The sequence below is a fragment of the Eubacterium sp. BIOML-A2 genome (assembly GCF_009680135.1).
Lineage (GTDB): Bacteria > Bacillota > Clostridia > Lachnospirales > Lachnospiraceae > Faecalicatena > Faecalicatena contortus_B.
Genome location: NZ_WKZK01000009.1, coordinates 29,770 through 44,847, shown reverse-complemented (window position 1 = coordinate 44,847; position 15,078 = coordinate 29,770). Strand labels below are relative to the sequence as shown.

The window sequence follows — 15,078 nt, the reverse complement described above, 5'->3', positions numbered from 1 at the left end:
TGAAACTATTTGCTGTCCCGGTACGTCTAATAAGTGAAAGACAATCATGCCGGCATTGATGAGGGGAAGGAGGTCTTCTGTTGAAATACCTTATTAAAAGAGCACAGAAGCACGACGATCAAGCTTTTGTGGAACTGATCGAACTGGTAAAGCAGGATATGTACAAGACTGCAAGAAGCTACCTGCATAAACAGGAAGACATTGCAGATGCCATACAGGAAACGATTATTACATGCTATGAGAATATCGGCAGGCTGAAAGAGCCCAAGTATTTTAAAACATGGCTGATACGTATTCTGATCAACAAATGTAACGACATTTTGAGAGCCGGAAAACGGGAATATCTCTCAAATACTGTTCCGGAACAGGAGGGTACATGTATGGCGCTTCAGAATTATGAATTTGAAGAACTGATGAAACAGATGGATGACAAGTATCGGATCGTTTTGCTTTTGTATTATTCGGAAGGTTTCAAGATCAGAGAAATTGCACAGATACTGGAACTGGAAGAGAGTACGGTCAAGACAAGGCTGGTCCGGGGGCGCAGGCAGTTTGAAAAAGTATATGGGCTGGAAGTGGCAGTTCAAAGGAGGTAGCAGAGTTGAAGAACGAATATTCAAAAAAGGAAATAGAACGAATTTTACGGCAGGATGTTGAAATCCCGGAGAATATAGAGGCACGGATTCAAGATACCTATGAGCAGCTCGGAATTGGAAAAAAGGTTACGATGAAGTATACGAAGAAGCGCCGTACCTGGGTAGCGGTAGCTGCAGTTGCGGTGATGGCAGCGGGGATGTCAGTTGTCACCCTGGCGGCTAATAAATTTCTTTCTGCAAACCTTGTGGAAAAGGAAGACACTGTGAACTATAGTTTTCATGTGGACCGGGAAAAGGAGGCACATATGATTTCTGTGGAGCCTACCTATATACCGGATGGGTATACGCTGTACGGAGAGGACAGCCCATACGGGGGCAAGTGGCATAATGAGGACAATGGCGGAGGCATCTCCATTATTTCGTATAATGCAGCAGAACTGGACAGTTTGGAGCGCACGGGCGGCGCGGATTTCATGTCCTATGCAAAGGATTCCCACATAGAATCTCTGGATATCAGTGGAATGAAGACCGACGTATTCGTCAATGACAGTTTTTACACAGACAGCGAGGAGACGGTAAAGCGTATTTATCTGTTTAATGAAGAGTATGGATACGGCGTGATGGTGTGGAGCGAAAGTGACCTTCCGGCGGAGGAAGTAATCAAGGTTGCAGAAGGGCTGAAGATTGAGGTTCTGGATGAGACGGTTGCCTATATGACAGACGAAGAACTGAAAAAGTTAGAAGCTGATCAGGAAGCTGATAAACAGAACAGTACCCGGACCTATCAGGCCGGAGTGGCGGCGGACGATATTTATGAAATCGGGCAGGAAATCAAAGATCCTCTTGTTATGGGAGCCGACGGAGAGGAACTGGTACAGCAGGGTATAGTGGATGATGTCCGCTTTACGGTGCTGGATGTGGAGATCCTGGATGCGCTGCCGCTGTCAGAATATCCGGCGGAGAATTTTGTACGCTACGATGAAGTGTCTCCGTGGATGCAGGAAGACGGGACGCTGAAACCCCATGAAAGATATCGGTATACGGTTGGTGAAGATGGTTTAGAATCTCAGGACGGTGTGCTTGAAACCGTACAGTCCAAATATGTTGTTGTTAAGATGAAGGCAAAGAACTATTCAGATACGCAGTCAGAGAGCAATCAGATGATGGGCATTCCAATCGCCCCGGATCTGACCACACTGATTCCGAGAGAAGACGGCAGCTGTGCTTATCCGGCAGATAGTTTCAGAGCGGCGAATGAAGGGTATGGCATGCAGTGGATGTCCAATAATGGCAGCAGCTTCCCATTTTATTTTGACGATATTTATTATACAGAAGGGATTCAGAGGCTGAAATCTGCATTTTTCCGGCCTATAGCAGCAGGCGAAGAGATAGAATATACTCTTGTCTATGTTGCAGACGAAGACCAGCTGGACCATTTGTACCTCTGGTTCTTCGGCGGCACCAGCGGTGTGAATCCGGACGGCAGCATAATTGCATCCCCATACGTAAAGATCGGCTAGAGCATGTCCGGAGAATGAATGAAGAAAGCAGCTGTTTACAGAAAGCATAAAATCTCATATAATAGAAAGACGGGACGGGGAAACATCCTCGTTCCGTCTTTCTATTACAGCTCAGAGTATATCACCTGAATGAACAAACTAATTATATGAGACAGGCAAATGCAGCAGGAGGAGAAACAGATGCCAACATTTTTGGAAGATATCACACCATTTTACGGGACCCATGATAAAAATCCGGCGGGACAGACGCTGGAGGACTTTCTGGAGGACTATGATCCTTATAAATATGAAAAACCAAGCTGTACAACGGATGCGGTTGTATTTTCTCACGACGGTGCGCTGTCGGAATCCCTCGAAGGGCTCAAGATCCTGATGGTGAAGCGCAGCAACCATCCCAGCATTGGCTTCTGGGCACTGCCCGGAGGTTTTATAGAGATGAAGGAGGATCTGGAGGACACGGCGAAAAGAGAGCTTATGGAGGAGACAGGTCTGAAAAATCCTGTCATGGAGCAGTTCGCTACGTTTGGAGCCTATAACAGGGATCCGCGCACCAGAGTCATAACGACAGCCTACATGGCAATGGTGGATGAAAAAGATGTCAATATAAAGGCCGGAGACGACGCGGCCGATGCGGCCTGGTGTAACGTGGAGATGGAACTGGCAGCAGAGAGCAATGAAAAAGAAGCAGTCAGAAGGACCTATATTCTGCATTTTGTGAACAAAGAGAAGTGTCTTGATACAAGGGCCGTGGTAGAACACACGCTGAGGCGGGGCCTGATCAGAGAAGAGCATTTTACAGTCTCCGAGCAGGGGATGATCGCAGTGGACCACGCAGGAATCGTGGCCCAGGCCATGACGATTCTGCGTGGGAGGCTGAAGGAGTAACCATGCGCGGTATAAACGGTGCCAGCACTGCCAATATGCCGGCATCGTTTACCTGTCGTTCCCCTTTTTCTTCCTTTTGCCCGTAACAAACAGTATCATTGCGAGGAAAGCTACCGCTATAAGCATCCAAATCACAAAGATAGCCGTGCTTTGTTTACTGAACATATCATAGTAGCCCTTCAGGTATATGATGACTACGATCCAGGGAAGGATGTAGGTCATGTAGCCCCGGACTTTTTCAGGAAACTTCATTCCCTGGCCGCTGTTGGCCTCCTGAATGAAGTTTTTCCATCCCCAGCCGTTTTTATGGGTACAGAAAAGCAGATAGACAACGGAGCCCAGCGGCAGGATATTGTTTGATACAAGGAAGTCTTCCAAATCCATGATGTTTGTTCCGGTTCCAAGAGGCTGGAAGCCGGACCATACGCTGAATCCAAGGATACATGGAATACTTAAGGCAGCGATCAGCAGGATATTGATCCCGACCGATTTTTTCCTGCTGAAATGAAACAGATCCATTCCAAAGGACACGATATTTTCAAAAACGCCCACAATCGTAGAGAGTGCAGCACAAAACAGAAACAGGAAGAACAGGGACCCCCAAATTCTGCCTCCTGCCATCTGTGTGAAGATATTGGGCAGCGTGATGAATACAAGTCCGGGACCTGCGGCGGGCTCTACGTTAAACGCAAAGCATGCAGGTATAACGATGAGCCCGGCCATCAGCGCTACAAAAGTGTCCAGGATTACGATACTCAGCGATTCCCCTGTCAGAGAACGGGACTTGTCCAGGTAGCTGCCGAAGATAGCCATCCCGCCCATTCCGATGCTGAGCGTGAAGAATGCCTGGCTCATGGCGCCGAAAATAACATTTCCGATTCCGTTTTCCACCATTTTATGAAAATCCGGCACGAGATAGAAGCGCAGGCCTTCGCTGGAACCGCTCAGAGTAACAGAACGGACTGCGAGAACCACCATAATAGCCAGCAGGCAGATCATGGTTACCTTCATAATCTTTTCCACGCCCTTTTGAAGTCCGATACTGCAGATTCCGAAAGCAATCAGAATGACAATGACGGTCCAGAGCATCAAAGTTCCCGGAGACGCCAGCATTTGGTCATAGTTGGCAGTCACCTGTTCCGATACGATACCGGAAAAATCACCTCTGGCCATGCGGAAGCAGTAGTAGAGCATCCAGCCGCCCACCATGGAGTAAAACATGACAAGTATGTAATTGCCGGCGATTGCGAACCAGCGGGTAAAATGCCACCTTGTGCCGTCCGGTTCCAGGGCGTTATAGGAAGTGGCGATGCTTTTCTGGCTGGCTCTTCCAACACTGAACTCACACACTATAATAGGAAGACCCAGGATCGCCAGGAATATCAGATAGATCAGAATGAATGCCGCTCCCCCAAATTTACCGGCCATGTACGGGAATTTCCATACGTTCCCCAGTCCGATGGCGCATCCAGCCGATACGAGAATAAAGCCAAGACGGGACCCAAATTTTTCTCTTTTCATAAACAACCTCCCAAATTATCTGAAAAAGGAGTGCAAGGGGGTCAGACCCCTCTGCAGAGGGGTCTGACCCCCTTGCACTCCTTTTTCGCTTTAAACCATAACAGTATATCATATTTCCGATGAAAGTGAAATGAAAATATTGGGCGGCAGTCCTTGTCGTGGTATACATTTTATGGTAAGATAATTGGCAGAATGTTACTACTTGAGGAGGAAACTATGGAAAACGAGACAGTTTCAAAGAATTTTATTGAGCAGGAGATAGACAAGGATCTGGCCGAGGGTGTGTATGACCATGTCTGTACGAGATTCCCGCCGGAACCAAACGGTTACCTGCATATCGGACATGCCAAGTCTATTCTTTTAAATTACGGACTGGCGCAGGAATATGGCGGACAGTTCAATATGCGCTTTGATGACACAAACCCTACAAAGGAAAAGGTCGAATTTGTGGATTCTATCAAGGAAGATATTAAGTGGCTGGGGGCAGACTGGAAAGATCATCTGTATTTTGCATCCGATTACTTTGAACAGATGTACGAGTACGCGGTTAAGCTGATTAAAAAAGGAAAGGCCTATGTCTGTGACCTGACACCGGAAGAGATCCGCGAATACAGGGGAACCCTGACCGAACCCGGCAAGGAAAGCCCTTACAGGAACCGTTCGGTGGAGGAGAATCTGGAACTTTTCCAGAATATGAAGGACGGCATGTATGCGGATGGGGAGAAGGTCCTTCGTGCAAAGATTGATATGGCATCACCGAATATAAACATGAGAGACCCGATTATTTACCGTGTCGCCCGTATGAGCCATCACAACACAGGAGATAAATGGTGTATTTATCCGATGTACGATTTTGCGCATCCGCTGGAGGATGCGATCGAGGGAATCACCCATTCCATCTGTACGCTGGAGTTTGAGGATCACCGCCCGCTCTACGAATGGGTGGTAAAGGAATGTGAGTTTGAACAGCCCCCGAGACAGATTGAGTTTGCAAAGCTGTACCTTACAAATGTCGTGACCGGCAAGCGGTATATTAAGAAGCTTGTGGAGGACGGCATAGTAGATGGCTGGGATGATCCGCGTCTTGTGTCAATCGCAGCTCTGCGCAGAAGAGGATTTACACCGGAGTCCCTTAAGCTGTTCATTGAGATGTGCGGGGTATCCAAGAGCCAGAGTTCTGTGGATTATGCGATGCTGGAATACTGTATCCGTGAGGATCTGAAGATGAAGAGGCCGCGTATGATGGCTGTGCTGGATCCGATTAAGCTGATCATCGACAATTACCCGGAAGGACAGGTTGAATACCTGGACGTGGCAAATAATCTGGAAAACGAGGAGCTTGGAAGCAGGAAGGTTCCCTTCTGCAGAGAACTTTATATTGAAAGAGATGACTTTATGGAGGAACCTCCGAAGAAGTATTTCCGGCTGTTCCCGGGCAATGAAGTCCGCCTGATGCACGCTTATTTTGTAAAATGCGAGAGTTTTGTGAAGGATGAAAACGGAAAGATTACGGAAGTCCACTGCACCTATGACCCGGAGACAAAATGCGGCAGCGGTTTCACGGGCAGGAAGGTCAAGGGCACGATCCACTGGGTTCCGGCTCCCTATGCCGTGAAAGCCGAAGTGAGGTTATATGAGAATCTGGTAGACGAGGAAAAGGGCGTTTACAATAAGGAAGATGGTTCACTGAATCTGAATCCGAATTCTCTCACTATAGTGAAAGACTGTTTTGTAGAACCAAGTTTTGAAGATGCGGCACCTTATGACAGCTTCCAGTTTGTCAGAAACGGGTATTACTGCATAGATGCAAAAGATTCCAAGCCGGAAGCTCTTGTATTCAATCGTATAGTTTCGCTGAAAAGTTCTTTTAGATTACCAAAATAAACAGGAAAGGGGCAGGTCTATTAATCAGACCTGTCCCTTTGGCAATAGGGATTTCCGGGGAGCCCCGGTGTTGGAGGCATGATATGAACGAACTAACAATAAATCTTCAGAGTAAATCGAATATACCGCTGTACGAGCAGATTTACAGCTATATAAAAAAGGACATCCAGAGCGGCCGGATACAAAGCGGGGAAAAGCTTCCGTCCACCCGTTCCCTGAGCCGTTATCTGGAAGTAAGCCGGAGCACGGTAGAACTGGCATACGAACAGCTTCTCTCGGAAGGGTATGTGGAATCGGAACCGTACCGGGGCTTTTTTGTAGCGCAGATTGAGGAATTATATCAGTTGAAACAGAGCCCAAAGAGAATCCCGGGAGGACCCGTACGTGAAGAAAAGCGGTATTTGTATGATTTTACCCCAAACGGCGTTGATCTGAACAGCTTTCCTTATAATGCCTGGAGGAAGCTGTCCAGGGACTGCCTGATGGATGACCGGGCGGAGATGTTCCGTCTTGGTGAGCCGCAGGGGGAATACGGCCTTCGGGAAGCGATCTGTGACTATCTGCATCAGGCAAGGGGCGTGAACTGCCAGCCGGAACAGATTATCGTAGGAGCAGGAAATGACTACCTGCTTATGCTTCTCACGACGGTCATCGGCCATGAACACAAGGTGGCGCTGGAAAATCCCACTTATAAGCAGGCATACCGGCTGTTTAAAAACCTTTCCTATGAGGTCTGTACAGTTGATATGGATTCCAGGGGAATGGAGATCACAAAACTGACGGAATCTAACGCGGACATAGCTTTTGTCATGCCTTCCCATCAGTATCCCCTTGGAATCGTCATGCCGATCAAACGAAGGCTGGCACTTCTGAAATGGGCGAATGAGCAGGAGGGGCGCTATATCATAGAGGACGATTATGACAGTGAATTCCGCTATAAAGGTAAGCCGATCCCGGCGCTGCAGGGATATGACAGCTGTGATAAGGTAATATATATGGGCACCTTTTCAAAATCCATTGCTCCCGCAATCCGAATGAGCTACATGGTGCTTCCCAAATCCCTGTTGGTCTTGTATCAGGAAAAAAGCAGTTTTTTAAATTCTACCGTTTCCAAGGTAGATCAGCTCATTCTTCAAAAGTTTATCGAAGAGGGATACTACGAGCGGCATCTGAATAAAACAAGGGCCTTGTATAAGAGCAGACATGACACGCTTTTAGGGTGCCTGAAAAGCCTCCAGGACCGCTGTGAAATATCCGGGGAGAATGCCGGCGTGCACCTTCTGCTTCATTTTCATAATCATATGACAGAAGAAGAGCTGACAGCTCGGGCGGCCCAAAAGGGCGTCAGGGTTTACGGGCTGACGGAATATTATATAGAACCGCAGGCGGGAAAACAGGCGACCATCCTGCTGGGCTATGCCAATATGAATGAGGAGAAGATACAGGAAGCGGTCAGGATACTGGATGAGGCGTGGAAATAGAAAAAGAACCTGCGACAATAGTCCAGGTTCCGTGAGATATGAAATCTATTTTTTTTCTTCGACAGGAGCTTCGGCAGATCCTTTTTCTTCCTTGTCAGTTCCTTCCGATTTGTTGTCGGAAGCAGCATCAGATGTTCTGTTCAGCGGAACATATTCCCTGTCAGGAACGGGCTCCAGATCGCTGTCCAAGTCAAAATCATCCTCTTCTGTATCATCCTGGCTGTCATCACAGCTACCGTCACAGCATCTGCCTTTACAGAAATAAGCTATGATAAGGCCAATTGCAGAACCAATAGCTGCAAGACTTATGAACCATTTTAAAAACTTTTTCAATGTATAAGTCTCCTTTCTATGGGATAATAACTAAACTCATTTTCTATTGTAATACTTTTTGGACGCAATTACAACAATGTACTCAAAATTGTGCTCAAAAAATAAACTGCTGCAGACGTATTAATCATTACGATTCACAGCTATGAATAGTAACTATTAATCTACCATTCGTCCGTAGAATGTGTTAAACTGTTAAAGTATAAGCCAATTGAGGAGTGTGTGAGGGATTATGGAAAATAAAACTGCAGAAAAGGCGAAGAAAGGGGCGCTCAGTATTGTATTCAGCCGGACGGCTTTGATCCTGCTGCTCGTAGTAGTACAATTTTTGCTGATGCTTGGGATAGCAACGTATCTGAGAGATTATGTTGTATACGTATACAGTGCCATGAATATTCTGGGCGCCGTGATTGTGATATATATTATCAACCAGAGAGGGAATCCGGCATTCAATATGACCTGGGTGCTTTTGATCCTGATTTTTCCGGTGTTCGGATGCCTGTTCTATCTTTATGTCAAGTCCCAGCTGGGTACCAGATATATCGGAAAACGCCTCGGCAGGCTGAAACTGGATACATGGCAGTATATGGAACAAAAGCAGGAGATTATAGACGATCTGCGTCTGAGCAAGCCTGCCAATGCGAATCTGGCACACTACATGAAGCACCAGCTTGGGTTTCCTACATACAGAAATACAAAAGCAACTTATTTTGCATGCGGGGAAGAAAAGTTTTCCGTTTTATTAGAGCGTCTGGAGAAGGCGGAAAAATTCATCTTTTTGGAATACTTTATTGTAGAAGAGGGATATATGTGGGATTCTATACTCGATATTCTGAAGCGTAAAGTGCAGGAGGGCGTAGAAGTACGTTTCATGTATGACGGAATGTGCAGCATTTCCCTTCTTCCCTATAATTATCCTAAAACGATAAGAAAGTATGGCATCCAATGCAAGATGTTCAGCCCCATACGTCCGGTGCTGTCTACCACGCAGAATAACAGGGATCATCGGAAGATCTGTGTGATAGATGGAAAAACCGGTTTTACAGGAGGCATCAATCTGGGAGATGAGTATATCAACCGGAAAGTTCGTTTCGGGTATTGGAAGGACACTGCGGTCATGCTGGAGGGGGATGCAGTGCAGAGCCTGACCATGCTGTTTCTTCAGATGTGGAATGTGACCGAACTAAAGCCGGATCAGTATAAAAACTATGTAACACCCATGTCGGCCGAACTGCACCGCGAACTTGGCTTCATGATTCCATACGGAGACAGTCCCTACGACAACGAAGATGTGGGGGAAGAAGTCTATTTCCATATTCTGAATCATGCTAAAAAATATGTCCATATCATGACTCCGTACCTGATTCTGGACAATGAAATGCTCGATACATTGACAAGAGCGGCCAAGAGCGGGATAGAAGTATGCATAATCATGCCGCATATTCCGGACAAGTGGTATGCATTTGCAGTTGCCAAGACTTATTACCGGGAATTAATAGAAGCAGGCGTTCAGATCTATGAATTTACTCCCGGTTTTGTACATGCAAAGATATTTGTCTCAGATGACGACACGGCAACCGTGGGGACCATCAACCTGGATTATCGGAGCCTGTATCTGCATTTTGAGTGCGGCGTCTTTATTTACAACAATCCGGTTGTCAGAGAGATAGAGTCAGATTTCCAGAAAACTCTGGAAAAATGCCAGAGAATTTCCATAGCGGACTTGAACAAGACCGGCCCGCTTATGGCCATTTGCGGAAGAGTACTCCGGCTGATTGCGCCTTTAATGTAAAGTATTGCCGGGCAAAAAGGGATAGACCTCGATGTAAGAGGGGCTGTCCTTTTTTTCTGTCCTTTTTTGGTAAAATAATAATTTACATATTGGGAAAAATATAGTATAATTCATTAGGCGGTTCATTTATAAGGATTGCTAATGGTGACTTATAAGCAATAATACACACAGGAGGGTTTGACATGGTAAAAGCAGTAGTAGGTGCTAACTGGGGTGATGAAGGAAAAGGCAAGATTACAGACATGCTTGGAAAAGAATCCGATATCATTGTCCGTTTTCAGGGAGGAGCAAATGCAGGCCATACGATCATAAATGATTATGGGAAATTTGCACTGCATACGCTGCCATCCGGAGTATTTTATAACCATACAACCAGTATCATCGGCAATGGCGTTGCACTGGATATTCCAGTACTGTTTAAGGAAATCCAGTCAATTGTAGACCAGGGGGTTCCGAAGCCGAAGATTCTTGTGTCCGACAGAGCACAGATTATTATGTCCTATCACAAAAACTTCGATTCATATGAGGAGGAGAGGCTTGGCGGGAAATCGTTTGGCTCCACAAAGTCGGGGATTGCGCCGTTTTATTCTGACAAATACGCAAAAATAGGCTTTCAGGTAAGCGAATTGTTTGATGATGAACTGCTCAGGGAGAAGGTTGAGCGTGTGGCGGAACAAAAGAATGTTCTGCTGGAGCACCTATACCACAAACCACAGATCAATCCTGCGGATATATATAAGGAACTGAAAGAATATAAAGAGATGATAGAACCTTATGTGTGCGATGTCTCTCTGTATCTTTACAATGCTATGAAAGACGGGAAAAATATACTGCTGGAAGGACAGCTGGGATCACTCAAAGATCCTGACCACGGAATCTACCCAATGGTCACTTCCTCTTCCACGCTGGCGGCATTTGGCGCCATAGGGGCAGGTATTCCGCCTTATGAGATCAAACAGATTATCACGGTATGCAAGGCTTATTCCAGCGCAGTCGGAGCGGGTGCATTTGTCAGCGAGATTTTTGGAGATGAGGCAGATGAGCTGAGACGGCGCGGCGGTGACGGCGGTGAATACGGTGCAACCACAGGACGTCCGAGACGTATGGGCTGGTTTGACTGTGTTGCCTCCAAATATGGCTGCAGACTGCAGGGAACAACAGATGTGGCCTTTACCGTACTGGATGTCCTGGGCTATCTGGATGAGATTCCAGTCTGCGTGGGGTATGAGATCAACGGTGAGGTTACAACAGATTTTCCGGTAACCCATCTGCTTGAAAAGGCAAAACCGGTGCTTAAGACACTGCCGGGATGGAAAACGGATATCCGCGGAATTAAGTCATATGAAGATCTTCCGGAAAATTGCCGTAATTACATTGAGTTTATTGAGAAAGAGATTGGCTACCCGATCACTCTGATCAGCAATGGGCCGGGCAGAGAAGACATCATTTACCGTAATATAATATCAGAGTAGCAGTGCAGCAGGATTTTATTTTTTAAAATCCTGCTGTATTTTATGATATAGGTAATTCCTCTGGAATTTCCTATATCATAAAAACCCTTCGGGGGATGCACACGCTGCGATAAGGTATATAGCCGCAAAGCGGCATCGCGGCGGCGCCAAAGCGTGCAGGCCCCTTATGAGTGAGGGGGGGAGTTGGGGTGGGCTTGCCCACTTTGTTCTAGTCAGGCAGATTCCGCAGAAGACCGTTATATCGAAAATTAACTGCATAGTTGTACAATTTCTTATAAGAATTAGATAATAAAATCTTTATATTTCTGCCATAACTCTGTCACATTTACACAGTAGAATATACATATGCCAAAAGGGGTGATGTATACCGGTAAAGCAGCCGCAGAAATTCGTTCTGAAGTAAGCCCCCGGATTACATTATTTGGCATATTTACGGGTGAGTATACATATAATAATAAGGCTGAGGCTTATAAGAAAAGGAGGTATTTTTATGCGTCAGAGCAACAATGAAAGAACTCAAGAGATAATTTCGATGGAAGAATACCTGGAGAGAAGACAAGAAAAAAGAAGAACAGAATTCATGAAAGAACCGCAAAAAAGAAGAGCAGCAGAATGGAGCGCTGCCCTGGAAATTGCAACATTATTCGTGTAGAGGGCTATTGATCCTCATCTGAGTCATCCGGTTTTTTCTTTTGGGATAAACGATAAACTAAAGTGTAGGCATACAGCAGAACAGGCAGTAATATCGTAGCAGCAATGGAAGCTTTCAGCAGGCCCGAGGATGCGGAACGGTCAACAAAAGCAAAAATCAAAGTACTGCCATACAGACATAGGAGAAGAACGGCACCGATCAGTGCTAAAATACGTTTCGATTTTTTCATTATAAATCCTTTCTATCATACATAATAAGATAGTTTTATTATAAGCGAAACAAAGACGTATTTCAAATAAGATTTCGGCAGTTGGTGCTTTTTGTGAAAAGCATCAATGTGAAATGTGAAACGGGATGTCCAGGCAGGCGTATCTGCCCGGAATGTCCCGTATTTTGTTTTTACTGTATAGGGGGCAATTGGGGAACAGTTCTGGCCTGCCCGAACTATTACATAATTGAAATCCTGTAGTAGAGGATTGACCATAAATTCTTTACTAACCGTAAATTTTGTTATATAATGGGGACACGAGCGAAATTTTGAAAAAAGGAGTTATATACAATGAGTGAAAAAAGTTTACTGGATCAATGGCGGGATATAGCCTATAACAAGGAGCTTACAAAAAACCAGCTGGAAGAGTTCTGGGGCGGCTATTTTGATATTGAAAAGGGAATTTATGAACAACTTCTGGAGACACCGGATGAGGAAGTAAAGGGAACCGTAGAAGAGCTGGCTGCAAAATATGGACAGGACGTTATGACGATGGTTGGATTTTTGGACGGCATCAATGACAGCCTGAAGGTACCGAATCCGATTGAGACGATGACAGAAACAACAGAAGTCAGCTTGGCTTTTGATAAGGAAAAGTTATACAAGAACATGGTGGATGCAAAGGCAGAGTGGCTGTACGAGCTTCCCCAGTGGGACAAGATCTTCGATGAGGAGTCAAAAAAGCGTCTGTTCCGCGAACAGAAACAGTCAGGAACTGTCCGTAAGGAAAAGAAGATTGGAAGAAATGATCCATGTCCATGCGGCAGTGGCAAGAAATATAAAAAGTGCTGTGGTAAGAACGCCTAGACTATGAAGCGGGGCGGCATACTTCGGCAGTATATTGTAAAAGAAATCCTCTGGGCACGGAAGCCGGAGGATTTTTGAATATCTGATTATAACTGGGAGAACTTAATGAGAATTTATTATTTGATAACCGGAGTTTTTTGCATCATGTATTATCTGGTGATGTATCTGTACACAAGAAAATGGGCCTCAACCTTTTCTCTGTTCTGGCCTGCTGCCGGGGCGCTGCACCTGCTACTGGCCTATCTTGATCCGGGAGGAACCGCCGGACAGCTTTTGTCCGTCATTGTGCTGATCTGCTGGGCTGTCTTTCTCTATACGGAGGCCTGGATCTGCAGGGCCATGCTGAGAAGGATCAAAGAAGAGGTGCCCTGTATTATCATTCTTGGAGCACAGGTAAGAGGAACCCAAATTACAAATTCCCTGAAACGCAGACTGGATGCTGCATTGGTTTACCTGGAGCAGTATCCGGAGACAAAGGCAGTTGTATCCGGAGGGCAGGGGAAAGGCGAGGACATAACAGAAGCGGAGGCAATGGCCGTGTATCTGGAACAGCAGGGGATTGACAGGAACAGAATTTTTCAGGAGGACAGTTCCACATCCACCTGGGAAAACATGAAAAACAGCGGCAGGATGATTGGAGATCTTGAACAGCCGGCTGCAGTTGTGACTAATAATTTCCATCTGTACCGCGCGCTGTTGATTGGGAAAAAGGCAGGTTTCACAAACCTTAAGGGAATCGCAGCAGGCTCAAATCCGGTTCTGCAGCTGAATTATCTTGTGAGGGAATTTTTTGCAGTTCTCTGGATAAAGATACGGCAGTAACATAAAAAGCATTGGATCCAAAACAATAAAAAATTAAAACAGTGCTTTGACAAAATAAAAAAATCTGTTAAAATAGAAATGGAATGAAGAAAAAGGCCATAATCCCCATATTCGTATATATGGCATATGATACCAATAGAAATAAGTCTTTAAGGCGTAGTCTATGAGTGTAAATTCAAAGATTATACGCCTTTTTCTTATATCTGCAGAATAATGCAGGACAGCAAATATGAGAAGGAGGGCTTATTATGCCAAAAACAAAATTTCAGCGGATTCTATATGGGGCACTCATGTCCATAACCATGGCTTATGGTATGGAAGTATACAATGTTGCAATTAAACAGGGGTATCATACAATGGCAGGCAGTTTCAGTAATATGACAAATCACGTTTTTCTGGAGGCGCTTATAGAAGTTTCGTATATGTGGATCCTTGTGTTTATCTTTTCAAATCTGTGGGGAAACAGAGTTGGACGCAAGCTCGCCGGAAAAATCGTTCGTCCTGAAATCGATAATCCATTTTATATGACACTTATGATGTCCGGATGTACAGTTTTGATTATGTGTCCTACCATGAGTTTGGCGGCATCCATACTGTTTAATATTATCCTGGGGCATGCGCCCGTGAGCCAGCTGCCGGCCATCTGGGCAGGGACACTGCTGAAGAATTTTCCCATGGCACTGCTTTGGAATCTGTTTGCAGCAGGACCGCTGACAAGGCTGCTATTCGGAGCATTCATGAAAATCAGGCACCCGAAAATTGCTGGAAATACGGCCGGATTAGATATAGAAAATATGGTTGACAAAAATAACCGTGATGTTATAATGAGTTTAGATTCAACAAGATAAGCCCACCTCTATAGGGGAGAGATGAATCACGAAAAACAAGAATAACGGCAATGGCGGGCGGAGAGGAATTGGTATCTCCCACAGACATTGTAGTCGTACTTTGTGAAATTACCTGACATGGATGGAAACATAATAATAACACGCAGACGAGACGAGTAGAGTGTGGAAGAGCGCCAGAGAGGGGAGCCAAGGCTGAAAAC

14 protein-coding genes are annotated in these 15,078 nt (G+C 45.6%); 11 read left to right on the top strand and 3 right to left on the bottom strand.

Features of this window, described 5'->3' with window-relative positions; genetic code table 11:
• The first annotated feature begins 80 nt into the window (after positions 1-80).
• The 3 genes from GKG43_RS05285 (at position 81) to GKG43_RS05275 (ending at position 3,001) form a co-directional block, all read left to right on the top strand.
• The gene (locus tag GKG43_RS05285) at positions 81-596 is read left to right on the top strand and encodes a sigma-70 family RNA polymerase sigma factor (RefSeq protein WP_055154817.1); all 516 of its coding nucleotides are present in this window, start codon (positions 81-83) and stop codon (positions 594-596) included.
• A 5-nt stretch (positions 597-601) separates the two neighbouring features.
• A complete protein-coding gene (locus GKG43_RS05280) occupies positions 602-2,116 on the top strand; it encodes a DUF4367 domain-containing protein (protein ID WP_055154816.1) in 1,515 nt (504 codons plus the stop codon).
• A gap of 180 nt (positions 2,117-2,296) precedes the next feature.
• The gene (locus GKG43_RS05275) at positions 2,297-3,001 is read left to right on the top strand and encodes an NUDIX hydrolase (protein WP_050642767.1); all 705 of its coding nucleotides are present in this window, start codon (positions 2,297-2,299) and stop codon (positions 2,999-3,001) included.
• 48 nt (positions 3,002-3,049) lie between these two features.
• Here the strand turns inward: GKG43_RS05275 and GKG43_RS05270 are convergent, their stop codons facing one another.
• Complete coding sequence (locus GKG43_RS05270; RefSeq protein ID WP_050642119.1) at positions 3,050-4,522, bottom strand: sodium-dependent transporter; 1,473 nt, start codon at positions 4,520-4,522, stop codon at positions 3,050-3,052.
• 216 nt (positions 4,523-4,738) lie between these two features.
• Between GKG43_RS05270 and GKG43_RS05265 the strand changes: the two genes are divergently transcribed.
• Positions 4,739-6,406 (top strand): glutamine--tRNA ligase/YqeY domain fusion protein, encoded by a 1,668-nt coding sequence (locus GKG43_RS05265; RefSeq protein ID WP_055154849.1) that lies wholly within the window; start codon positions 4,739-4,741, stop codon positions 6,404-6,406.
• A gap of 83 nt (positions 6,407-6,489) precedes the next feature.
• Positions 6,490-7,887 (top strand): PLP-dependent aminotransferase family protein, encoded by a 1,398-nt coding sequence (locus GKG43_RS05260; RefSeq protein ID WP_055154848.1) that lies wholly within the window; start codon positions 6,490-6,492, stop codon positions 7,885-7,887.
• Positions 7,888-7,932: 45 nt separating this feature from the next.
• On the opposite strand, the gene GKG43_RS05255 is transcribed toward GKG43_RS05260, so the two are convergent.
• A complete protein-coding gene (locus GKG43_RS05255; protein WP_070102496.1) occupies positions 7,933-8,220 on the bottom strand; it encodes a hypothetical protein in 288 nt (95 codons plus the stop codon).
• 229 nt (positions 8,221-8,449) lie between these two features.
• Here GKG43_RS05255 and cls point away from each other — a divergent pair, with 229 nt between their 5' ends.
• The 3 genes from cls to GKG43_RS05240 all read left to right on the top strand — a co-directional run bounded on the left by cls (position 8,450) and on the right by GKG43_RS05240 (position 12,133).
• Positions 8,450-10,009, top strand: a complete 1,560-nt coding sequence (gene cls, locus GKG43_RS05250) for a cardiolipin synthase (protein WP_050642122.1) — start codon at positions 8,450-8,452, stop codon at positions 10,007-10,009.
• Between the two features lie 182 nt (positions 10,010-10,191).
• Entirely contained in the window at positions 10,192-11,481 is a 1,290-nt protein-coding gene (locus GKG43_RS05245; protein ID WP_050642123.1) for an adenylosuccinate synthase, read from the top strand.
• Between the two features lie 490 nt (positions 11,482-11,971).
• The gene (locus tag GKG43_RS05240) at positions 11,972-12,133 is read left to right on the top strand and encodes a hypothetical protein (protein ID WP_153920911.1); all 162 of its coding nucleotides are present in this window, start codon (positions 11,972-11,974) and stop codon (positions 12,131-12,133) included.
• A 4-nt stretch (positions 12,134-12,137) separates the two neighbouring features.
• Here the strand turns inward: GKG43_RS05240 and GKG43_RS05235 are convergent, their stop codons facing one another.
• The gene (locus GKG43_RS05235; RefSeq protein ID WP_025657329.1) at positions 12,138-12,362 is read right to left on the bottom strand and encodes a hypothetical protein; all 225 of its coding nucleotides are present in this window, start codon (positions 12,360-12,362) and stop codon (positions 12,138-12,140) included.
• A 330-nt stretch (positions 12,363-12,692) separates the two neighbouring features.
• Between GKG43_RS05235 and GKG43_RS05230 the strand changes: the two genes are divergently transcribed.
• The 3 genes from GKG43_RS05230 to GKG43_RS05220 all read left to right on the top strand — a co-directional run bounded on the left by GKG43_RS05230 (position 12,693) and on the right by GKG43_RS05220 (position 14,878).
• Positions 12,693-13,208 carry an SEC-C metal-binding domain-containing protein gene (locus tag GKG43_RS05230; RefSeq protein ID WP_025657330.1) on the top strand — a complete coding sequence of 172 codons (516 nt, stop codon included), beginning with the start codon at positions 12,693-12,695 and terminating at the stop codon, positions 13,206-13,208.
• A gap of 105 nt (positions 13,209-13,313) precedes the next feature.
• The gene (locus GKG43_RS05225) at positions 13,314-14,030 is read left to right on the top strand and encodes a YdcF family protein (RefSeq protein WP_055154847.1); all 717 of its coding nucleotides are present in this window, start codon (positions 13,314-13,316) and stop codon (positions 14,028-14,030) included.
• Positions 14,031-14,278: 248 nt separating this feature from the next.
• On the top strand, positions 14,279-14,878 hold the full coding sequence (locus tag GKG43_RS05220; protein ID WP_050642126.1) for a hypothetical protein: 600 nt from the start codon (positions 14,279-14,281) through the stop codon (positions 14,876-14,878).
• Positions 14,879-15,078 lie beyond the last annotated feature (200 nt).